The 20,616-nt window shown below is 58.1% G+C and carries 18 protein-coding genes and 1 tRNA gene; 6 read left to right on the forward strand and 13 right to left on the reverse strand.

Annotation, left to right across the window (positions count from 1 at the left end):
* Positions 1–250: 250 nt before the first annotated feature.
* The 3 genes from A3GO_RS0109040 to nhaA all read left to right on the forward strand — a co-directional run bounded on the left by A3GO_RS0109040 (position 251) and on the right by nhaA (position 4,492).
* Positions 251–2,044: a methyl-accepting chemotaxis protein gene (locus A3GO_RS0109040; RefSeq protein ID WP_029133124.1), complete on the forward strand. Its 1,794-nt coding sequence runs from the start codon at positions 251–253 to the stop codon at positions 2,042–2,044.
* A gap of 131 nt (positions 2,045–2,175) precedes the next feature.
* Entirely contained in the window at positions 2,176–3,096 is a 921-nt protein-coding gene (gene ylqF, locus A3GO_RS0109045) for a ribosome biogenesis GTPase YlqF (RefSeq protein WP_029133125.1), read from the forward strand.
* Between the two features lie 214 nt (positions 3,097–3,310).
* Positions 3,311–4,492: a Na+/H+ antiporter NhaA gene (gene nhaA / locus A3GO_RS0109050; RefSeq protein WP_029133126.1), complete on the forward strand. Its 1,182-nt coding sequence runs from the start codon at positions 3,311–3,313 to the stop codon at positions 4,490–4,492.
* 187 nt (positions 4,493–4,679) lie between these two features.
* Here the strand turns inward: nhaA and A3GO_RS0109055 are convergent, their stop codons facing one another.
* The 10 genes from A3GO_RS0109055 to A3GO_RS0109100 all read right to left on the reverse strand — a co-directional run bounded on the left by A3GO_RS0109055 (position 4,680) and on the right by A3GO_RS0109100 (position 14,916).
* Positions 4,680–5,654, reverse strand: coding sequence for a quinone oxidoreductase family protein (locus tag A3GO_RS0109055; protein WP_029133127.1), 975 nt, complete (start codon positions 5,652–5,654; stop codon positions 4,680–4,682).
* Positions 5,655–5,781: 127 nt separating this feature from the next.
* Positions 5,782–6,510 carry a phosphate signaling complex protein PhoU gene (phoU, locus tag A3GO_RS0109060; RefSeq protein ID WP_029133128.1) on the reverse strand — a complete coding sequence of 243 codons (729 nt, stop codon included), beginning with the start codon at positions 6,508–6,510 and terminating at the stop codon, positions 5,782–5,784.
* 3 nt (positions 6,511–6,513) lie between these two features.
* Positions 6,514–7,374 carry a phosphate ABC transporter ATP-binding protein PstB gene (gene pstB, locus A3GO_RS0109065; protein WP_051302047.1) on the reverse strand — a complete coding sequence of 287 codons (861 nt, stop codon included), beginning with the start codon at positions 7,372–7,374 and terminating at the stop codon, positions 6,514–6,516.
* A 96-nt stretch (positions 7,375–7,470) separates the two neighbouring features.
* A complete protein-coding gene (gene pstA, locus A3GO_RS0109070; protein ID WP_029133130.1) occupies positions 7,471–8,769 on the reverse strand; it encodes a phosphate ABC transporter permease PstA in 1,299 nt (432 codons plus the stop codon).
* A complete protein-coding gene (gene pstC / locus A3GO_RS0109075; RefSeq protein WP_029133131.1) occupies positions 8,762–10,150 on the reverse strand; it encodes a phosphate ABC transporter permease subunit PstC in 1,389 nt (462 codons plus the stop codon). Before pstC ends, pstA begins: the two co-directional genes overlap by 8 nt.
* Before the next feature lie 123 nt (positions 10,151–10,273).
* A complete protein-coding gene (locus A3GO_RS0109080) occupies positions 10,274–11,320 on the reverse strand; it encodes a PstS family phosphate ABC transporter substrate-binding protein (RefSeq protein ID WP_335340029.1) in 1,047 nt (348 codons plus the stop codon).
* A gap of 189 nt (positions 11,321–11,509) precedes the next feature.
* The gene (phoR, locus tag A3GO_RS0109085) at positions 11,510–12,808 is read right to left on the reverse strand and encodes a phosphate regulon sensor histidine kinase PhoR (protein WP_051302051.1); all 1,299 of its coding nucleotides are present in this window, start codon (positions 12,806–12,808) and stop codon (positions 11,510–11,512) included.
* Positions 12,805–13,503: a phosphate regulon transcriptional regulator PhoB gene (gene phoB / locus A3GO_RS0109090; protein WP_029133134.1), complete on the reverse strand. Its 699-nt coding sequence runs from the start codon at positions 13,501–13,503 to the stop codon at positions 12,805–12,807. The genes phoR and phoB overlap by 4 nt, the downstream gene beginning before the upstream one ends.
* Before the next feature lie 134 nt (positions 13,504–13,637).
* Entirely contained in the window at positions 13,638–13,970 is a 333-nt protein-coding gene (locus A3GO_RS0109095; protein ID WP_029133135.1) for a DUF2782 domain-containing protein, read from the reverse strand.
* Between the two features lie 232 nt (positions 13,971–14,202).
* A complete protein-coding gene (locus A3GO_RS0109100; protein ID WP_037375019.1) occupies positions 14,203–14,916 on the reverse strand; it encodes an LOG family protein in 714 nt (237 codons plus the stop codon).
* Between the two features lie 97 nt (positions 14,917–15,013).
* Here A3GO_RS0109100 and rep point away from each other — a divergent pair, with 97 nt between their 5' ends.
* Positions 15,014–17,023, forward strand: coding sequence for a DNA helicase Rep (rep, locus tag A3GO_RS0109105; RefSeq protein WP_029133137.1), 2,010 nt, complete (start codon positions 15,014–15,016; stop codon positions 17,021–17,023).
* 87 nt (positions 17,024–17,110) lie between these two features.
* Here the strand turns inward: rep and A3GO_RS26555 are convergent, their stop codons facing one another.
* Positions 17,111–17,890 (reverse strand): c-type cytochrome, encoded by a 780-nt coding sequence (locus A3GO_RS26555; RefSeq protein ID WP_169720391.1) that lies wholly within the window; start codon positions 17,888–17,890, stop codon positions 17,111–17,113.
* Positions 17,891–18,144: 254 nt separating this feature from the next.
* On the opposite strand from A3GO_RS26555, the gene A3GO_RS0109120 reads away from it, so the two are divergent.
* Positions 18,145–18,221, forward strand: a tRNA-Arg gene (locus tag A3GO_RS0109120).
* Between the two features lie 217 nt (positions 18,222–18,438).
* Here A3GO_RS0109120 and A3GO_RS25725 read toward each other — a convergent pair.
* The gene (locus A3GO_RS25725) at positions 18,439–18,759 is read right to left on the reverse strand and encodes a glycine zipper domain-containing protein (protein ID WP_037375020.1); all 321 of its coding nucleotides are present in this window, start codon (positions 18,757–18,759) and stop codon (positions 18,439–18,441) included.
* Positions 18,760–19,190: 431 nt separating this feature from the next.
* On the opposite strand from A3GO_RS25725, the gene A3GO_RS0109125 reads away from it, so the two are divergent.
* Positions 19,191–20,048, forward strand: coding sequence for a DMT family transporter (locus A3GO_RS0109125; RefSeq protein WP_029133138.1), 858 nt, complete (start codon positions 19,191–19,193; stop codon positions 20,046–20,048).
* Between the two features lie 9 nt (positions 20,049–20,057).
* Here A3GO_RS0109125 and A3GO_RS23295 read toward each other — a convergent pair whose 3' ends face one another.
* Complete coding sequence (locus tag A3GO_RS23295) at positions 20,058–20,552, reverse strand: TlpA family protein disulfide reductase (protein WP_169720392.1); 495 nt, start codon at positions 20,550–20,552, stop codon at positions 20,058–20,060.
* Positions 20,553–20,616 lie beyond the last annotated feature (64 nt).

The following is a 20,616-nucleotide window of genomic DNA, read 5'->3' on the forward strand; positions in this document are numbered from 1 at the left end:
ACCCGGGGTAAACGACGCCCCGCTATCAAAAAAATGTGTTAATTGCCACATAAATTAAAGAAATAGGCCATATGCCCGAAAACCTAGTATGCCAGCAGGCAGTAACCCCGTCGGGCACGGGACGGCACAAAATGGAGGACCACAGGATCGAATAACACCAGCGGTCACTGACGCGGGAACTGTCACCACAAGCCTCACCAGGGATGAGAGAACCCTGGATAAAATATTATTACAAGTCAGAGACCGAACAATGAGCCTATATACTCAGATCGAAAAGAGTTTCTTCTATACCCTCACCCGTAAAATCATCGGCAATGTGGGTTTTCTGCTTCTTTTTCAGCTCCTTACCTTCTGGCTGGCCTACAGCCATATCACAAACACACGTTCCATACTGCAAGAAGGCACAACGGATGCCGCACTGGCCGACCAACTGACGACCCAGTTGGATAACCACCTGATGTTGATGCTCGGGGTCACCCTGCTGAGTGTCGTGGCAGCGATCGGCATCATGCTCTACATGCGGCACCTGTTTCTGCATCCCATACAGGGGATCACCGATATCCTGAGCGGTATCACCGAAAAGGACGGCGATATCTCGGCCACACTGCCGATCACCACCCAGGATGAGATTGCTGAAATGGCACGCAGCTACAATCGATTTGCGGAAAACCTTCGCAATATCATCGACAAAACCCGCCGCCGTACCGTCAGCGTCGCGCTGGGATCAACCCGGCTGGACAAGATCATTCACTCTGCCCACCTGCGGGTCGACCGGCAGGAGATGAACGCTACACAAGTATTTCAATCCAGCAGCGAGGCAACCCGCGCCATTGATGAAATTGCCCGCCACACCAACGCCATCTCGGAACAGAACAGCGCCAATCTCGAGGTGGCCAACAGCTCATCAGAGCGCCTTGGTGCGGTAACGGAGCAGGTGGCGGCCGTCGGCAAACTGCTGGACGGGTTCAATGACACCGTCAACCTGTTGAGCAAGAACTCGGAAAATATCCGTACCATACTGACCATGGTGCAGGAGTTCTCGGACCAGACCAACCTGCTGGCGCTTAATGCCGCCATCGAGGCGGCACGGGCCGGCGAGAACGGCCGCGGCTTCGCCGTGGTGGCGGACGAGGTGCGCAGCCTCTCGCACAAGGTCAACAGCGCCACCGGCGAGATCAGTAAGAACATCAGCGAAATGTCCCTGTTGGTGGAAAACACCAAAAAGGGCACCCAGGAGATACAGAGTTATACAGAGAACACACAGACGGTGATCGGCGACACCGCCTCCCAGTTTCGCAAGATGGTGAGTGATTTTGATTCGGTCAATTCACAGCTGATTGAGATCAGCGCGGCTATCGAAGAGCTTTCGATCACCAATAAGGAATCTCACCGCAACGTCAGTGAGATCGCCGAACTGAGCAAAAACATCAAGGCCGACATGGATGATTCGGAGAAATATTCCGATGAACTGGAAGTGGCCACCGAACAGACCCAAGAACTGCTCTCCCGTTTCATCATCGGCCGCGGCGGTTTTGAGAACATGATCCTGACTGCCCGGGAGTGGGCCGCCCAGGTACAGCAGATACTCAATGAGCTGGCTTCCCGGGGCACCGATCTGTTTGATACCAATTACCAGCCCATCCCCAACACCAACCCGCAGAAATACAACCTTCCCTACGTATCCGCCTTTGAACCGCTGATCCAGCCGCTGATCGACAGCTTTATCAAGGCGCGCCCCGAGTTCATCTATGCGGTCGCCCTGGACAAGAACGGTTTCCTGCCGGCACACCACAAACACCTGTCCAAACCCATGACCGGTGACTTCGAAACTGACAATCTCAACAGCCGGCATCTCAAAATCTACAACAACAGCCGGGCGGAAAAACGCCGGGCAGCCAATACCGAACCTTTCCTGCTGCAGACCTACACCCGGGACACCGGCGAAGTGCTCAATGACTTGTCACTGCCACTCTATATCGATGGCACGCACTGGGGCGCCCTGATCCTCGGCTTCACCCCGGACCGGCTGCTGGAGCACGACTAACAGGAGCGGGCAAGCATGGCCGCGCGTGGATAGCCGGAGGTGTTATCCACGCTCCCCGACAAACTTCGGTATACTGCCCCGCCAGGAAGTGTGTCAGGCAGGCTGACGCCGGCGGCGACAGGTAAACACCCATGCAGATTCAGTGGTACCCGGGCCACATGCACAAGGCCAGCAAGCAGATCAAAGAAAACCTGCCGAATGTCGATGTCATTATCGAGGTGCTGGATGCACGCATCCCCTACAGCAGCACCAATCCCATGCTCGCCACCCTGCGGGGCGACAAGCCCTGCATCAAGGTCCTGAACAAGAGTGATCTGGCTGACCCTGTAATGACGGAACGGTGGCAGCACTGCCTGGAGCAGGAACAGGGGGTAAAAAGCCTGGCCATCAGCTGCCAGCAACCGGCTACCCTGAAACAGCTTCTGCAACTCTGCCGCCAACTGTTTCCGGCAAAAGCCAAAAGCGTCAAGGGCATTCACGCCATGATTGTCGGGATTCCCAATGTCGGCAAGTCGACCCTGATCAACATCCTGGCCAACCGCACCATTGCCAAGACCGGTAACGAACCCGCCATCACCAAGGCACAGCAGCGCATCAATCTGGGTGACGGCATTGTCCTTTCCGACACCCCCGGGGTACTCTGGCCCAATATTGAAAACCGTAACAGCGGCTATCGCCTGGCCACAACCGGTGCGATCAAGGAGACGGCCATGCAGAATGACGATGTGGCCCATTTTGCCGCCGAGTATCTCCTGTCGGCCTATCCGGACAATCTCCAGCAACGTTATTCCCTGGCGCAGATCCCCGGGACCGAGCAGGAACTGCTGGAACTGATCGGCCGAAAGCGGGGTTGCCTGCGCAGTGGCGGCAGGGTGGACATGGAGAAGGCGAGCAAACTGCTGCTGACAGAACTGCGCGCCGGCAACCTGGGACGAATCACCCTGGAAACGCCGCAGATGATGGAGCGGGAGCAGGAAGAGACCCGGCGCATCCAGGCGGAAAAGGTCGCCAAACGTGCAGCCAGGAAAGCGCGCCGGTCGCCAAAAGGGTGATTGAATCCGCTGCGACCCTGCGGGCCCCGCTATCGGTCTGCACGGCGCCAATCGCCTGCCACTGCATATTTTACGGGGTTGAGATAAGCGGCAAGAATCGGCAAACTGCAGACCCATAAGACAGCGTCGGATCAAGGTCCGTCAGCTTCACCAAACTGCTGGACCGCTGTGATGCGACCTGATCCCAGCCCCGGCCACAATTTCAGACTCGTTGATGAATAACTCACAAGAATCATTCATAACCGGATTTTTCAAGCTCGAATCCGCCGGTGGCATTATCCTCATGGTCGCCGCGGTTTTCGCCATGATTTGCGCCAACACGCCGTTGCAGTCTTACTACTCCCTGATCCTGGATACCCCGGTGGAGATCCGTATCGGCGCATTCGGAATCGCCAAACCGCTGCTGCTGTGGATCAACGACGGCCTAATGGCGGTGTTTTTTTTCCTGGTCGGACTGGAGCTGAAAAGAGAGCTGATTGAAGGTGAGCTGGCCGACCGACGCAACATCATCCTGCCGGGCATCGGCGCCATCGGCGGCATGGCGGTACCCGCAGCGATCTATATCTTTTTCAATCTGGACGACAGCACCGCCATGGCCGGCTGGGCCATCCCGGCCGCGACCGATATAGCCTTCGCGCTGGGGGTTCTGATGCTGTTGGGATCACGCGTTCCCACGGCCATTAAAATCTTCCTCACTTCGCTGGCCATCTTTGATGATATCGGCGCCATTCTGATCATCGCGGTCTTCTACACCGCAAAAATATCCCTCAGCTCCCTGATCGTGGTCGCCTGCTGTATTCCGCTGTTGTTGCTGTTCAACCGGCGCCAGGTCGAGTCGAAGAGCCTGTATATGCTGGTGGGTATCATCATGTGGGCCGCCATGCTGAAATCCGGTGTGCACGCCACCCTGGCCGGGGTGATTCTGGCCATGTTTATTCCGATGAAATCGAAGAGCGACCCGCAACACTCTCCGCTCAAGGAGATGGAGCATGATCTGCACTCCGTTGTAGCCTTCTGGATACTGCCGATATTCGCTTTCGCCAATGCCGGCATCACGCTTACCGGCGTCGGCATGGAGCAACTGCTGCATGATGTACCGGTGGGTATCGCCCTGGGTCTGTTCATCGGCAAGCAGCTGGGGGTGTTCGGTTTCTGCTGGCTGGCCATCAAGCTTAGCCTGACCCGCCTGCCCAGCGGCATCTCCTGGGGTTCACTGTACGGCACCGCCGCCCTGTGCGGCATTGGCTTTACCATGAGCCTGTTTATCGGTTCGCTGGCGTTTGAGGAGACCGATATCAATCTCATTTTCGACGAGCGGCTCGGTATTATTATCGGTTCGCTGGCTTCCGGTCTGATGGGGTATCTGGTGTTGCGACGCAGCCTGCCGAAATCATAGAGGCGGTACGGCACCTGCCCCTACCCTAATGAATGAACCGATGTGTCCGTAGGTTGGGAAGAGCGGAGCGAACCCCAACGAATGAGGGTACCGTTTGACGCCACATGTTGGGGTTCGCGGGCTCACCCCAACCTACGGGCTACGGGCCTAAAATCGTAAGGCATGGGTTCGCGTTGCGTAGAAACGGCTACGGCAACAACACCGTCGCGCCGGTGGTTTTCCGCGCCTCCAGGTCACGGTGCGCCTGCGCCACATCGGCCAGCGGGTAGGTCTGACCGATTCTGACCTTGACCGCCCCGGACTGCACCGCATCGAACAGGTCACCGGCACACTGATCCAGCAGTTCGCGACTGCGGATATAGGTGGCCAGGGTCGGCCGCTGAATATAGAGCGAGCCTTTCTGTGCCAGCAATCCGATATTGAAATCGCTGATCGGGCCGGAGGCATTGCCGAAGCTAACCAGGGTGCCGGTGGGGCGCAGTGAATCGAGGGAAGCCGTCAGTGTCGCCTTACCGATTGAGTCATAGACGGCCGCCACACCCGCGCCACCGGTAATGTCCCGCACCCGGGCGGCCACGTCCTCATCTTTATAGAGGATGGTGTGATGGCAACCGTGCTCCTGCGCCAAGCGGGCTTTCTCCGGACTACCGACACAGCCGATCACCGTGACACCCAGATGATTGGCCCACTGACTGAGCAGCGTACCAACACCACCCGCCGCCGCCATTACCAGAATGGTGTCGCCGGCCTGCACCGGGTAGGAGCTCTTGAGCAGATAGCGCGCTGTCATCCCCTGCAGCATCATGGCCGCGGCGGTCTGGTCCTCAATGCCATCTGGCAGTTTAACCAGCTTGTCGACACTTATCGTTCGTTCGTTGCAGTAAGCGCCCAGGTCCATGGCGTAGGCCACTCGGTCACCGGTGGAAAATCCTTCGACATTCGGCCCGACCGCCTCAATGACACCGGCCGCCTCCATACCCAGGGTCTGGGGAAAAGCACCCAGCGGATAGAGCCCGGTGCGCTGATAGACATCAATAAAATTCAGGCCAATGGCGCTGTGCCGGAGCCTGACTTCCCCCGCCGCCGGACCACCAGCCGTCACGGTCTCCAGGGTCAGGACCTCCGGCCCGCCATATTGATGGATACGTATTGCGCTGTTCACGGGCTCTCCTCCGGCTTGACTGGATATCTGTCATACAAGTGTAACGGCATTGAACCGGTATACCAGCAAAAACTGATATCCCCGCCAGAGAGAGCGGAATGGAACGGTAATGGCCCCGAACTTCAGGCTATTTCAGGGTGGAAATAATCTCTGCCTCAACCGCGTCGAGATCCTTGTGCCGGACATCTTTCCCTTTCACCAGAAAGACTACATAGCGACTGATGTTTTTGGCATGTCCTCCAATACGCTCAAGCGCACGCAATCCCAGCACCACATCCACCATATGTCCGACACTGCGGGAGTCCTCCATGATAAAGGTGGAGAGACGACGCAGTGCGGAGCGGAAATCATCCGACACAATACTGTCGCGCCGGATCACGTCCATCGCCCGATTCAGATCCAGATCGTCAAAGGCATTGACCGAATCCTCAACCATCCGGTTGACGAAATCGGCCATTTTGTTCAGATCATCCAGCAGATGGCGATTGGGTGGAATAACATCCCCATCATAAAAACGAATGGTCAGACGCGCCAATCGCCGTGCCTGATCACCTATCCGCTCCAGGTCACCGACTATCTTTGCCACGGTCATAATCTCTCGCAGATCACGCGCCACCGGTTGACGCTTGGCTATCAGGCGGATAATCTCCTCGTCCGCCTTGATATCCAGCGCGTCGATCTCCCGATCACTGACAATCACGGCCCGGGCCAATTCGACATCCTCATCCTCCAGCGACCGGGCCGCTTCCCTTACCTGTCTACAGGCCAGGTCCTTAATCTGGATCACCAGCTGATGAAGGTGATTCAGGTCCTTGTTGTAGCTGCTGACGATATGGCCGTCGGTCATCTCATTCATACCTTATCCGAACCTTCCGGTGATGTAGTCCTCCGTCAGGCGATGACGGGGATTGGTGAAAATATCATCCGTCTTTCCCACTTCGACCAACTCGCCGAGATGGAAGTAGGCGGTGCGCTGGGAGACCCGTGCCGCCTGCTGCATGGAGTGGGTAACAATGGCGATGGTGTACTGTTCACGCAGCTCATCAATCAGCTCTTCGACCCGGGCGGTGGCGATCGGATCGAGCGCGGAACAGGGTTCATCCATCAGAATCACTTCGGGGGCAACCGCAATGGTGCGCGCGATACAGAGGCGCTGCTGCTGGCCACCCGAGAGACCGGTACCCACCTCATCCAGGCGATCCTTTACCTCGTCCCACAGGCCGGCCTTCAACAGCGACTGCTCGACAATCTCATCCAGCTCGCTTTTGCTGCCGGTCAGACCGTGAATGCGCGGACCGTAGGCCACGTTGTCATAGATCGATTTGGGAAACGGATTGGGCTTTTGAAACACCATGCCCACCTGGGCGCGCAGCGGCACCACATCCAGGCCACTGTCATAGATATCCTGATCATCCAGGCGGATCTCACCCTCTACCCGGCAGATATCGATCGTGTCGTTCATCCGGTTCAGGCAGCGCAGAAAGGTGGACTTGCCGCAGCCGGACGGACCGATCATGGCGATCACTTCGTTTTTGCCGATATCCAGGCTGACGTTGTTGATCGCCAGCTTGTCACCGTAATAGACATTGACATGGCGGGCGGTCATGCGCGGGTCGATGGCGGTGATATCACCCACCGTGCCATTGATCGCCCGTGAGTCATCCGCGACCGGGCTGAAGCCCGCGGCAATGACGCCCGCCGGTGCGGTGACCGTACCCATGGAGTCTGGCGTTACACTTAACATTTCGTCGCTCCTGTTCTGCATTCAGTTATCTACTCTGTTTTTTAACCGTCTTAACTTGTTCACTAAAATCAGTTACCAGCGACGCTCAAACCGCTTGCGCAAGATAACCGCGATCACGTTCATCAGTATCAGGAAGCCCAGCAGCACCATGATGGCCGCCGAGGTCTTCTCCATGAAGGCCCGCTCCGGACTGTCGGCCCAGAGAAAGATCTGTACCGGCAACACCGTGGAGGGATCGAGTGCACCGCCGGGAATATCCACGATGAAGGCGACCATGCCGATCATCAGCAGCGGCGCGGTCTCGCCCAGCGCCTGAGCCATACCGATGATGGTGCCCGTCAGCATGCCGGGCATGGCCAGCGGCAGCACATGGTGAAACACCGTCTGCATGCGCGACGCACCGACACCCAGCGCGGCTTCACGTATTGACGGCGGCACCGACTTCAAAGCCGCCCGGCTGGCGATGATGATGGTCGGCAGAGTCATCAGGGTCAGCACCATGCCGCCCACCAGTGGCGCCGACCGGGGCAGCCCGAAAAAGTTGATGAAGACCGCCAACCCCAGCAGACCAAACACGATGGAGGGCACCGCCGCCAGGTTGTTGATATTGACCTCCACCAGGTCGGTCCAGCGGTTGCGCGGGGCGAACTCCTCCAGATAGACCGCCGCCGCCACTCCGATCGGGAATGACAACAGCAAGGTGACAATCAGGGTATAGAGTGAGCCCATCACGGCACCACCAATGCCGGCCAGTTCCGGCTCGCGTGAGTCGCCACCGGTAAGGAAGGTCAGATTGAACTGTTTTTCTATCGCCCCGGTCGATTCCAGCTGTTCGACCCAAGCCACCACGCGATTATCGAGACGCCTCTCCGACTCCGGCAGTCGGCGATCGATATATCCCTTCACCAGCATGTCGATATCATCATCCACCGGCAGCCAGAGCTGCTCGCGGGTACCGATCAGGCCGGGATCCGCCATGACCCGCCGGCGCAACTCCAGAAAGGCTCCACTGCTGAGCATGCCATAGAGTTCGCGCTTCTCCCCGCGCCCCTGCACGGCAGGGAAAAGCGCCCGCAGCGAAGACTTGACCAGGGCGGCGTAATCTGCCGATGAGAGGGTCGCGGGATCGCGCGCCCCGGTTGGATCAATCACCTCCGCACGGTAGTCGATCTCCAGCAGAATACGGGTCTGCTGAAAAGCGCTGTAACCGTTGCCGATGATGTTCAGGAACATCAGACCGACAAACAGCAGGCCCAGCAAAACCGCGCCGAGACCAAACCGGCGGAAACGGCACTCCCGGTTATAGCGCTGCTTGAGAGTGGCATTGACCCGGTCAATGGTTCGCATCTGTTCAACTGCCGGCTTATTCATAGGCTTCCCGATACCTTCTCACCACATGCAGGGCGACCACGTTGAGAACCAGGGTGATCAGAAACAGCAGCAGACCCAGGGCGAATGCCGCCAGCGTCTTGGGACTGTCAAACTCCTGATCCCCCACCAGCAGGGTGACGATCTGCACCGTTACCGTGGTCACGCTCTGCAACGGATTGGCCGTCAGATTAGCCGACAGACCCGCCGCCATTACCACGATCATGGTCTCTCCGATGGCCCGGGAGACCGCCAGCAGAATGCCGCCGACAATACCCGGCAACGCGGCAGGCAGGATCACCTTGCGCACGGTTTCAGAATGGGTGGCACCAATTCCCAGGGAGGCGTCGCGCATGGTCTGGGGTACCGCATTAATCACATCATCGGACAGGGAAGAGATGAACGGAATAATCATAATCCCCATCACCAAACCGGCCGCGAGGGCGCTCTCGGAAGAGACATCAAGCCCCAGCGGCGCGCCGTTGTTGCGGATGAATGGGGCCACGGTGAGTGCGGCAAAAAAGCCGTACACCACCGTCGGAATACCCGCCAGGATCTCCAGTAGCGGCTTGGCCCAGGCACGGAAATGCGCTCCGGCATATTCGGAAAGATAGATGGCGGACATCAGTCCGATCGGTACCGCCACCAGCATGGCAATCAGGGCGATCAGCAAGGTACCGGCAAACAGCGGGATCACGCCAAAGGCACCCGAAGAGCCGACCTGATCCTCGCGGATGGCCATCTGCGGGCTCCACTCCAGGCCGAACAGAAACTCCGTGATGGGCACCGTCTCAAAGAACCGGATCGCCTCGAACAGTACCGACAGTACAATACCCAACGTGGTGAAGATGGCGATGGTGGAGCAGCCCACCAGTAGCCACTTGACCACCGATTCCACCCGATTGCGCGCCCTGAATTTGGGTGTGATCAGGCGCCACCCCAGGGACAGGCCGGCCAGCGCCAGGCTCAGTACCACGACCACGGATGCGGCGTAACCCGTCTGCTGCAGGCGCTGATAATGCGCCGCCGCCTGCTCCATGGCCGGGTTCACCTCAGCGGAAACGATATTGCCCTGGGCAAGATTCTGGATATCGTTTATGACCAGGCCCAGCTGTGCCGGCGGCAATGCACGCTCCATTTCCGGCAGATCCGAGATCACCAGGTCCCGGATCACCCCGGGCTGCAGCGAAACCCATAGAAACAGCACCAGCAGCGCCGGCAGCCCGCACCAGAGCGCGGTGAAGAAACCGTAATAGGCAGGCAGTGAGTGAAGGGCGCGCACGCCACCGGAACCCGCAACCAGTCGCCGGGAGCGGCGCACGCCCAGCCAATAGGCGAGCACCATCAGGCCAAGCAATATCAAAATGAGTAGGGTGTTAGACATAGTACTTCAGCAACAGCTACTTCCTGGCTTATGCACGACAACACCCTCTGCCGATTCCCGGAAGAGGGCTTTGTCGCGACAGGCTATTCCCGACCGGAACAGCACTTTGCATAAGAGATAAATTTACTTGGCCAACCTGAGAATATTCAGCCCCTTGACATCGGCTGCAAACTGGCTGCGCTCCTGGTTAGGCATCGGGATCATGCCCTTGTCCACCAGGTAACCCTCTTCACCCCAGGCCTTGTCACTGGTGAACTCGGCCAGAAACTCCTGGATGCCCGGGATCTTGCCAACGTGCGCCTTCTTCACATAGAAGTAGAGCGGACGCGAGACCGGATAGCTGCCATCGGCAATCGCTTCAAAGGTGGGTGCCACATTGTCGACAATGGAGCCCTGCACCTTGTCGGCGTTCTGGTCGAGGAAACTGAAACCAAAAATACCCAATGCCGCAGGGTTACTCTCCAGTTTCTGCACAATCAGGTTGTCATTCTCACCCGCCTCGATGAAGGCGCCATCTTCGCGGATGCTGTGACAGATCCCCTTGTACGTCTTCTTGTCCTGTTTCTTCATCGCCTTGATGAAGTCGAAGGTCTTGCAGCCGCCTTCCATGGCCAGTTCCACAAAGGCGTCACGGGTGCCGGAGGTGGGCGGCGGACCCAGCACCTCGATCGCGGTCGCCGGCAGACTGGCATTGACATCCTGCCAGGTCTTGTAGGGGTTATCGATCAGCTCGCCGCCACCGTTGACATTCGGCACCTTCTTGGCCAACGCCAGAAACAGGTCACGACGGGTCAGGTTAAACTGCGGTGCGGACTTGGCATTGGCAATCACGATACCGTCATAGCCGATCTTTACTTCAACAATGTCATTTACGCCGTTGCTGGCGCAACGCTCAACCTCGGAACTTTTGATGCGACGTGACGCATTGGTAATATCCGGATGCTCAACACCCACTCCGGCACAGAACAACTTCAGGCCGCCGCCGGAACCGGTGGATTCGATCTTCGGGGTTTTGAACGCAGTGGTCTTGCCGAAGGTTTCGGCCACCACGGTGGCGAACGGGTAAACCGTGGAAGAACCGACCACGGAGATGTAGTCGCGCGAAGCGGCTTGAACGCTTGATGCGGCGGCAGCGGTCAGTGCGGCAGCCAGGATAAGACGATTGTTGATCACTGAGACCTCCAGGTCATTGAGTAATTGCTATATTCAACCTGGAGAAAATTATCGGGATGTTTTGTTACAGGAGTCTTGGTTTAGTGTTACAGATTCGTGACAGCGCACCGGACCGGCGGAAAGAGTGGTTGGCACGGATCGCTGTGTTAATCGGCGGGCATGGCCCGCCCTATGGAACCGCAAACTTCACGAAGCCACCCGGGCATGTGGAAAACAGCAGGTGAAGACGCTCCCGTTGCCCGGCTCACTCTCCACAACCAATTTCCCATCGTGCCGCGTCAGCACATGCTTGACGATCGCCAAACCGAGACCGGTACCGCCGCTCTCCCGGGAGCGGCCGACATCCACCCGGTAGAAGCGCTCGGTCAGCCGGGGAATGTGCTCCGGTGCAATCCCGATACCACTATCGGTCACGGAGAAACAGGGACCACTGCCCGACAGCCACCAGCGAATACGAATCTCCCCGCCCGCCGGGGTGTAGCGGACCGCGTTATAGACGAGATTGGCAAAGGCACTCTCCAGCTCGTGGCTGTTACCCACCAGACGCAACCGTTCATCCGCTTCCAAGCTGACTTGATGTCCGCTGTCGCCACTCAATTGGCGCGCCCCTTCCACGATTCCGCGTAACAGTGAGTAGACTCCAACTACCCCCTGCCCCTCATTATTGCGCCGCGTCTCCAGGCGGGAGAGCAGCAGCAGATCGTCTACGATCCGCTGCATGCGCAGTGTCTGCACCTGCATCTGGCCGAGGATTCGCTTCCAGGGTCCCAGAAACGCCTCGCTGCTCTCCAGCATGGTCTCCACATAACCGTGCACCACGGTCAGGGGGGTACGTATCTCATGCGAGACGTTGGCCACGAAATCGCGCCGCACGATCTCCAGTTGATGCAAACGGGTAATGTCCCGCGCCTGAAGTAAGCGCTTACCTTTGCCATAAGGAACCACCCGCACCTCAAGACTGATATTGGCATTCACCGGCGCCGGCATCTGCAGCGACCGGCCATAGTGGCCGGCATGCAGATAGTTCAGGAACACCGGATCAGAGATCAGATCATCAATCAGTGCGCCCTTGTCCCGCTTGCGATCGAGGCCGAGAAACTCCGCGGCCACACTGTTCCACCAGTCCAGCCGGCCCTCGTCATTCAGCACCAGCGTGGCATCCGGCAGCGCCCCGGTGGATTCAAGAAAGCCACTGAGCATGCGACTGAGCTTGCGCTTGCGTTTCCGCCCACGGCCGGAGAGTTCGTCCACCCGCTGCATGAGGGGGCGCCAGATACCGAACAGATGGGGGCGCGGATGACGTTTGGGTTTGCCGAGCCAGCGGGTGAAGCGGTAGAGCTGGTAGAGATGCCAACCAAGGTAGAGCGTCAGGCCGCCCCACAGGAGAGGGATCAGGTAGCCGGTGCCCAGACCAAGCAGAATCAGCGGCAGGGCGAAGAAACCGGTACCGACCAGTTCACTCCGCCACGCCTGCTCCAGGCTCATCGAGCTGTAACCTGCTCCGAGAATCGATAGCCTGCGCCACGAACCGTCTGGATCAGACCATCCATGTCAAAGGGTTCGAGGGCCTGACGCAGGCGTCGGATGTGCACATCCACCGTGCGCTCTTCAATGTAAACATTGGTGCCCCACACCTTGTCCAGCAGACGGGAGCGGCTGTAGACCTTCTCCCGGTGGGTCATGAAAAAGTGCAGCAGCTTGAACTCGGTCGGACCCAGCTCGATCGGCCGGTCGCCCATGGTGACGCGATAGGAGACCGGATCAAGCCGCAGGTCACCTGCCTGAACCGCCTCCTCGGTGGCGTGGGGAGCAACCCGACGCAGGATCACCTTGATGCGCGCCGCCAGCTCCTTGGGCGAGAACGGCTTGGTGACATAATCCTCGGCACCGCACTCCAGCCCGCGTACCTTGTCATCCTCTTCGCCACGAGCGGTAAGCATGATAATCGGGATATCGCGCGTCACCGGGTCCTGCTTCAGTTCACGGGTATATTCCACCCCGCTGACCCCCGGCAACATCCAATCCATCAGGATCAGATCCGGTGGCGCATCGGCCATGCGCTCCTTCGCCTTGTCCACGCTCTCCGCGCCGATCACATCGTAACCGGACTGCTCAAGTACGAACTGGATCATGTCCCGTACTGCGGATTCATCTTCAACGACCAGGATCTTTGTCGCCATACGCGTCACTCTGCCTTCTCTGATTGCCAACCGCGGGTTGTGTGAAGCGAATATTACACCGTCACAACATTACAGTTTGATGACAACCCGGCAGGCAGATTCGGCTGGATCAAGACAATACAGGCAGTGAGTAGTTACCAACTGAACAGTACCCACTGGGGAATGGAGATTTTCCCCGGGCGCGCCTCTTCACGCACATCCAGCACGCCATCGCCGTTATTGTCCAGCAGATAGTAGGCCGGGCCGGCGATCGGGGTGATCTTCACCATATAGAGCCGGCCGTTGATACGGTACTCCTCGGTAGTGCCCTTCTCGCTCTCGATAATGGTCACCTCCGGCTCCAGCACCTCGCCGCTCTCCACCTTGGGCGGCAGATCCGGAGGCTCGGGCTGTGCGGCGGACTCCTGCGCCAGGAGCATGTGTGGCGCCACCAGCAGAAGCAGCGTGGCCAGTAATGTTTTTTTCATCTTCTTCTCGTTTCCTTTTTCCGGGCTACCTGATCATATTAGGTATCAGACAACGCCCATGGTTTCTGAGACAGGGGTTCAAACACCAACCATTAACATCCGCTCAAACCCGGCAAAAGGATAGGCGGCAGCCGTTAATATGACGTTACCCTAATGGTAATTTTAGCGGCCCTGGGTGTTTTTTCTGAACCGCGCCCGGACCTGACGGGTAAACGCCGGAAGCGGAATCATATTACAGTTCCAGAAGGATTTCCTGCTCGGAAAATGAGGGTTCAAAACCGCGCGATTCATAATGGGCGAAAATGGCATCCACCACCTCCTGGGGCTCTTCGCAAAGCTGCACCAGTTCCAGGTCGCTGGCGGATATGGTGCCGGTAGCACACATGGTATTGCGCATCCAGTCGAGCAGTCCGCTCCAGAACCCGGCGTTTACCAGAATGATGGGGATGCGCCGGGTCTTGCCGGTCTGTATCAGGGTCAGGATCTCGGCAAACTCATCCAGGGTACCGAAACCACCCGGCATCACCACATAGGCCGAGGCGTATTTCACGAACATTACCTTGCGGGAGAAAAAATGTTTGAAGTGCAGGGAGATATCCTGATAGGGATTGGGCTGCTGCTCCTTCGGCAGCTCAATGTTGAGCCCCACACTGGGCGCCCGTCCCCGATGCCCGCCCTTGTTCGCCGCTTCCATAATACCGGGACCGCCACCGCTGACCACCGCGAAGCCGCTCTCTGACAGCAGATAGGCAATCTGCTCCGCTTTCAGATAATCCGGGCTCTCCCTCCCGGCCCGCGCCGAACCAAAGATACTGACCGCCGGCCAGATACCTGAAAGCTGTTCAAAACCCTCGACAAACTCGGCCATGATCTGGAATACCTTCCAGGACTCCCGGGAGAGTTGGCTCTGTTGCGGCCGCTCAGAGTAATCTTTGTTCTTCGCCATCTGGTCTATCCCTCATCTTTTCCGCATAATACCGGCAGTGACCCGCCAGCACTTCCACACGAACCATTAGATTCTATCCTGTTTTCTGTCCAAAGAGATGTCTGACCTGAATCCCAGCCAGCTAGAGGCTGCACGACACATCGACACCCCGCTGCTGGTGCTGGCCGGCGCGGGCTCGGGCAAGACACGCGTGATCACCCGCAAGATCGCCTACCTGATCGAGACTATCGGCATGCAGCCGCGCCACATCACCGCCGTCACCTTCACCAACAAGGCGGCACGGGAGATGAAGGAACGGGTGGCGGCGCTACTGAAAGGCAAAAACAGCAAGGGACTGAGCATCTCCACCTTCCATACCCTTGGGCTCAACATCATCCGCCGCGAACACAAACTGCTGGGATTGAAATCCGGCTTCACTATTTTTGACGCGCAGGATGCGGAGAGTCTGCTCAAGGAGCTCTTGCGCAAGGGCAAGGGAGATGACGAGGTCGCCTCCAGCTACCAGTGGCGCATCTCCGAATGGAAGAACGACATGCTCAGCCCGGAACAGGCACTGAGCCGGGCCGAGAGCGAGCTGGACCAACGCTCGGCCCTGCTCTATGCCCACTACCAGCGCTCCCTGCGCGCCTTCAACGCGGTCGATTTCGACGACCTGATCCTGCTGCCGGTACGGCTGTTTCGCGAGTCCCCGGAGAGCCTGGAGCAGTGGCAGAACCGCATCCGCCACCTGCTGGTGGACGAGTACCAGGACACCAATCTGAGCCAGTATGAGCTGGTCCGGCAACTGGTCGGCGTGCGCCAATCCCTCACCGTGGTGGGCGATGATGACCAGTCGATCTACGCCTGGCGCGGCGCCCGGCCGGAGAACCTGATTCGCCTGAAGGAGGATTTCCCGCGCCTCAAGGTGGTCAAGCTGGAGCAGAACTACCGCTCCTCGGGGCGCATTCTCAGGGCGGCCAACACCCTGATCGCCAACAATCCCCATGTGTTTGAAAAACGCCTCTGGTGTGACCTGGGCCCCGGTGAACCGATCCGCGTCATGAGTTGCAAAAACGAACTGAATGAAGCGGAAAAAGTGGTCTCCGAGATCATTCACCACAAATTCACCTCCGGCGCCGCCCACGGCGATTACGCCATCCTGTATCGCGGCAATCACCAGGCCAAGCTGTTCGAGTCCGCCCTGCGCCAGCACAACATCCCCTACTTCCTGAGCGGCGGCACCTCCTTCTTCAGCCGTGCCGAGATCAAGGATGTGATGGCCTACCTGCGCCTGCTGGCCAACCCGGATGATGACGCCGCCTTCCTGCGCATCGTCAACACCCCACGTCGCGAGATCGGTGCCAGTACCCTGGAACGGCTCGGCAACTACGCCACCGAGCGGGACGCGGGCCTGCTGGCCGCCTGCGACGAACTGGGCCTGGAGCAGCACCTCTCGGCCCGGCCGCTGGAACGCCTGCGCGAATTTGCCGGTTGGGTCCGACGCTTCCAGCAGAGGGCAGAGCAGGACCACCCGGTAGAGACCGTGCGCGACATGCTCAGGGAACTGCAGTATGAGGATTGGCTGTACGAAAAGGCCTCCAGCGACAAGGTGGCTGAGCGACGCTGGGAGAATGTGCTGGAGCTGGTGCAGTGGCTGGATCAGCTGCACAAGGGTGACCGGGTGGGCGAAAGCTTGACCGAGATGGTGAATCACCTCGCCCTGCAGGATATCCTGGAACGGCAGGACGACGACAGCGGCAACGACCAGGTACACCTGATGACCCTGCACGCCTCCAAGGGACTGGAGTTTCCCCATGTCTTCCTGGTGGGCATGGAGGAGGAGCTGTTGCCCCACAAGAGCAGCATCGAAGAGGACAATATCGAGGAAGAGCGGCGTCTCGCCTACGTGGGCATCACCCGGGCCCAGCGCACACTCACTATCAGTTTTGCCGAGAAACGCAAACGCTTCGGGGAGATAATCGCCTGTGAGCCGAGTCGCTTCCTGAGTGAACTGCCGGAGGCTGACCTGAAATGGGAGGGCCGGCAGGGTGACAGCCTGTCCAAAGAGGAGAAACAGGAACGGGGCAATGCCCATCTGGCCAACCTGCGCTCCCTGCTGGGTAAATAGACAGGTCCATGGGATAAACGAAGCGCGCCATCAAACTAAAAAGGGCATGCCATGGCATGCCCTTTTACCTGCCATCGGCCTGGTTGTTTAGCGCGGCTGCTGACTCAACCAGCCGGAGATCGCCTTCATATCCTCTTCGGAAACGGACGCCATAATTCCCTTCATCGCCGCAGTCTGCCCATTATTGCGGGCACCGCTCTTGATATCTTTCATCTGGTTGAAAATGTACTGTTCGGGAAGCGCAGCCACCTTGGGATAGGTGGACATGATGGGGGTCTTGCCGTCTGCCCCATGGCAAGCGGCACAACCCTTGGCTGCATACAACGCCGCACCTGGGTCAGCGGATGGAGCCGGTGCTGCGGCTGCCGGGGCTGGTGCCGCGGTAGCTTGTGCTGCCGGAGCCGCTGCGGCGGCAGGAGCAGCCTCACCCCGGGGCAGACCGCTCAGCCAGGCCGCCAGCACTTTCATATCCTCTTCGGACACGGCCGCCATAATCCCTTTCATGACCGCGCTCTGGCCGTTGCTGCGGGCGCCGCTCTTGATGTCTTTCAATTGATTCAGGATGTACTGTTCAGGCAGGGCGGCTACCTTCGGATAGGTGGACATAATGGGCGCCTTGCCCTGGGCGCCGTGACAGGCGGTACAGCCCTTGGCCGTATAGAGTGCCTCAGCCGGATCGGCCGGTGCGGCTGGCGCTGCCGCGGTCGGGGTTGCGGCCGCAGTGGATGTGGCTGCGGACTGAACCTGCCCCTCTACCGCGACTTGGCCGACCGGCTTGATACGCTCGATCACCTCGGTTCGATCCTGCGCCATCAGCGGGGTACTCATAACCAGGACGGCAATACCCGCCATAGTCATACTTTTCATATGGGAAACAGCTTTAGGGCTCACAATCTAACTCCTCATACATCGGGATCATATGGATGGGCGTCTGACGCCATACATTGGCCCGCCCCGGATTTAACAGGGCGCAGTATAACGACAACCGTAATAAAGATCGACTGTCAACCCGGTATCACCGCCCGGAAACGGGGGAGATGGGATAGACGTGCCGGGTACCTCAGGGTAAGATACGCCCTCTTCGCCCACCGCAGCGAAAAAACGGTGGGAAGGAATCTCAAGCGCCCGTAGCTCAGCTGGATAGAGTACTGCCCTCCGAAGGCAGGGGTCACAGGTTCGAATCCTGTCGGGCGCGCCATCTTTTCAAAGACTTACCAACACTCCGAGCACCAGAAGTTCCTCATTGGCGCACCTTTGGCACAATGAGCGTTTGCTATTGGGTCAATTCAAAAGCGCGGTACAGCTATCGCAACCTGTCGAAGCAAAAAAACAGATCGAGCATAGCCGCTGAATTTTTCACCAAAACCCTGAACACAAACTCATAGCACCGCAGAAAACCGGGATCCCCGGACTAATCAGCAACGCCCTTTTTTCCTCTGGCCAGGTGGGCAGTGGTACGCGCCAGGATGCCCGCCTCGCGGCGCACTGCTCTCATATCGTACTGCGGGAGGCGGGGAAGAGCGACCGGACTCTTCCTCGGTGTTAACCGCTGTTCCGACTGCCGCACCGAGTGCACCCCCGATAATCGCACCGTCACGACCACCGACCTCGTTGCCAATTGCGGCGCCAGCAGCACCGCCAAGACCACCACCAATCGCGGCGTCCAGGGTTGAACTGTCCGCGGTTGCTTCAACGGCAACCAGGGCGATGGAGAAAATCAGGTATTGTAATTTCATAGTATTCTCAGGATCCCAGATCAAAGTAACGGAACACTCTTAATATTATCCCCATTAACCATTGAACCATAGAGACCCTTGTCACAATCAGGTACCCACCATGACCTGGAGTATTTGCCGATAATCCGTTCGATCCCGCATTTTTCATCGCCGCTACAGCATCGCCACACAGACAATTCCACGCGATACAACGCCAGAAACGACCGGGCCATCAGCGAGACGATAGACCCGGTCCAATCGCGTACGACATACTCACTCCGGACAGACAAGCACCCGCCATCACCAAGCACACCCACTTTACTACCAACAACCATCCGTCTGATCTATCCTAAAGACTCGCCAGTTACCAGATATTAACAGTCGGCAGTCGCGGCCACGCCGACAGCCTGAACCCGATCGACAAGTCTTCGCCAATAAATAACGGAATCCGGATGTCCCACGCTGTTGATATAAAAACCTTGTCGCTTACCGCACTGACCATGACGGCGTTTGCCGCCAACTCGCTGCTGTGCCGACTGGCCCTGGGAGAACAGGCCATTGACGCAGCCAGTTTCACCATGGTGCGCCTGACCTCAGGCGCGTTGATGCTTTGGCTGATCATGCATCTGCCCAGCACCACCCAGAGTCAACCACTTAAAAGCGACTGGCTGGCAGCACTCATGCTGTTTATATACGCGGCCACCTTCTCCTTTGCCTATATCACACTCAGCGCGGGTACGGGCGCACTGATCCTGTTCGGCGCGGTACAACTAACCATGTTTTTTTTCGGACTACGCAGCGGTGAGCCATTCTCCGGTCTCTCCTGGCTCGGTCTGACAGTGGCCCTGACAGGGCTGGTTTACCTGGTGTCACCCGGGGTTACCGCCCCTGAACCGATCGGCACTATCCTTATGGTAATCGCGGGCATCAGTTGGGGCGTCTACTCATTGCGAGGTCGCGGTGTATCCAACCCCTTGCAGTCCACGGCCCACAACTTTCTGCTTGCGGTACCGCTGGGGCTGCTGTTGAGTATTATGTTTATAGACAACTTGCACTTTAGTACCCGGGGATTGGCGATTGCCATCATCTCGGGTGCTATTGCCTCGGGGCTTGGCTATGTCGTCTGGTATGCAGCCCTGCGTGAACTGAAGGCAACCAGTGCGGCAACCGTGCAACTCTCGGTACCCGTCATCGCGGCCTTCGGCGGCGTATTGCTATTGTCCGAGGCAATCACCCTGCGATTACTGATCGCTTCGGCGGCCATTCTCGGCGGTATTGCGATCGTGGTGACACAGCGCAGCACCTCTTAAACCAATGGTCTATTTTTGTTGGGTAGCGATTTCGGCAGACTCTGTCTGACGCGCAATAAACCGCTCGATCATGTGGGCGGACACCACGCCCACCTGCCTTGCAACCACTTCTCCCTGGGGTGAAACCAGGAAGGAGGTTGGCAATCCGGAGAGCGGGCCCAGCGCAGTCTGCTGTGAAGGGGAGGCAACCCAGACAGGATAATTGATGGAAAGCTCGTCCATAAAGATGGTTAAGGCCTCCGCATCCAGTTGTTCCATATTGATACCGATCACTACGGCATCCTTATCTTTATGCCGCGCATGAAACTGGACAAGTTCCGGTATCTCTTCCAGGCAAGGTGTACACCAGGTGGCCCAGTAATTGACCAGCCGCCATTTTCCCTGAAACTCCGCCAGCGACCGTTGATTGCCCTGCAGATCATAGAGTGGCTGCTCTTCCGCACATGCATCAGATAGCAGTGCGAGGCAGAAAATCAGCAAACTGTAACGCGTTATTTGTCTCATGATTGACATCTTTATCACCTGGATAACCTGATCAACGCTATCGCGTCTTTTTCCCGACTCTATT

This window comes from Sedimenticola selenatireducens DSM 17993 (assembly GCF_000428045.1).
In the GTDB taxonomy this organism is placed as follows: Bacteria; Pseudomonadota; Gammaproteobacteria; order Chromatiales; family Chromatiaceae; genus Sedimenticola; species Sedimenticola selenatireducens.

Coding starts and splice junctions, on each gene's coding strand:
- A3GO_RS0109095 (WP_029133135.1), bottom strand. CDS start 13,970: ATGAAAAAAACATTACTGGCCACGCTGCTTCTGCTGGTGGCGCCACAC.
- phoU (WP_029133128.1), bottom strand. CDS start 6,510: ATGAATGAGATGACCGACGGCCATATCGTCAGCAGCTACAACAAGGAC.
- pstB (WP_051302047.1), bottom strand. CDS start 7,374: ATGGGTACGGTCACCGCACCGGCGGGCGTCATTGCCGCGGGCTTCAGC.
- ylqF (WP_029133125.1), top strand. CDS start 2,176: ATGCAGATTCAGTGGTACCCGGGCCACATGCACAAGGCCAGCAAGCAG.
- pstA (WP_029133130.1), bottom strand. CDS start 8,769: ATGAATAAGCCGGCAGTTGAACAGATGCGAACCATTGACCGGGTCAAT.
- A3GO_RS0109040 (WP_029133124.1), top strand. CDS start 251: ATGAGCCTATATACTCAGATCGAAAAGAGTTTCTTCTATACCCTCACC.
- A3GO_RS25725 (WP_037375020.1), bottom strand. CDS start 18,759: ATGAAATTACAATACCTGATTTTCTCCATCGCCCTGGTTGCCGTTGAA.
- A3GO_RS0109100 (WP_037375019.1), bottom strand. CDS start 14,916: ATGGCGAAGAACAAAGATTACTCTGAGCGGCCGCAACAGAGCCAACTC.
- rep (WP_029133137.1), top strand. CDS start 15,014: ATGTCTGACCTGAATCCCAGCCAGCTAGAGGCTGCACGACACATCGAC.
- phoB (WP_029133134.1), bottom strand. CDS start 13,503: ATGGCGACAAAGATCCTGGTCGTTGAAGATGAATCCGCAGTACGGGAC.
- phoR (WP_051302051.1), bottom strand. CDS start 12,808: ATGAGCCTGGAGCAGGCGTGGCGGAGTGAACTGGTCGGTACCGGTTTC.
- A3GO_RS23295 (WP_169720392.1), bottom strand. CDS start 20,552: ATGAGACAAATAACGCGTTACAGTTTGCTGATTTTCTGCCTCGCACTG.
- A3GO_RS26555 (WP_169720391.1), bottom strand. CDS start 17,890: ATGAAAAGTATGACTATGGCGGGTATTGCCGTCCTGGTTATGAGTACC.
- A3GO_RS0109125 (WP_029133138.1), top strand. CDS start 19,191: ATGTCCCACGCTGTTGATATAAAAACCTTGTCGCTTACCGCACTGACC.
- pstC (WP_029133131.1), bottom strand. CDS start 10,150: ATGTCTAACACCCTACTCATTTTGATATTGCTTGGCCTGATGGTGCTC.
- nhaA (WP_029133126.1), top strand. CDS start 3,311: ATGAATAACTCACAAGAATCATTCATAACCGGATTTTTCAAGCTCGAA.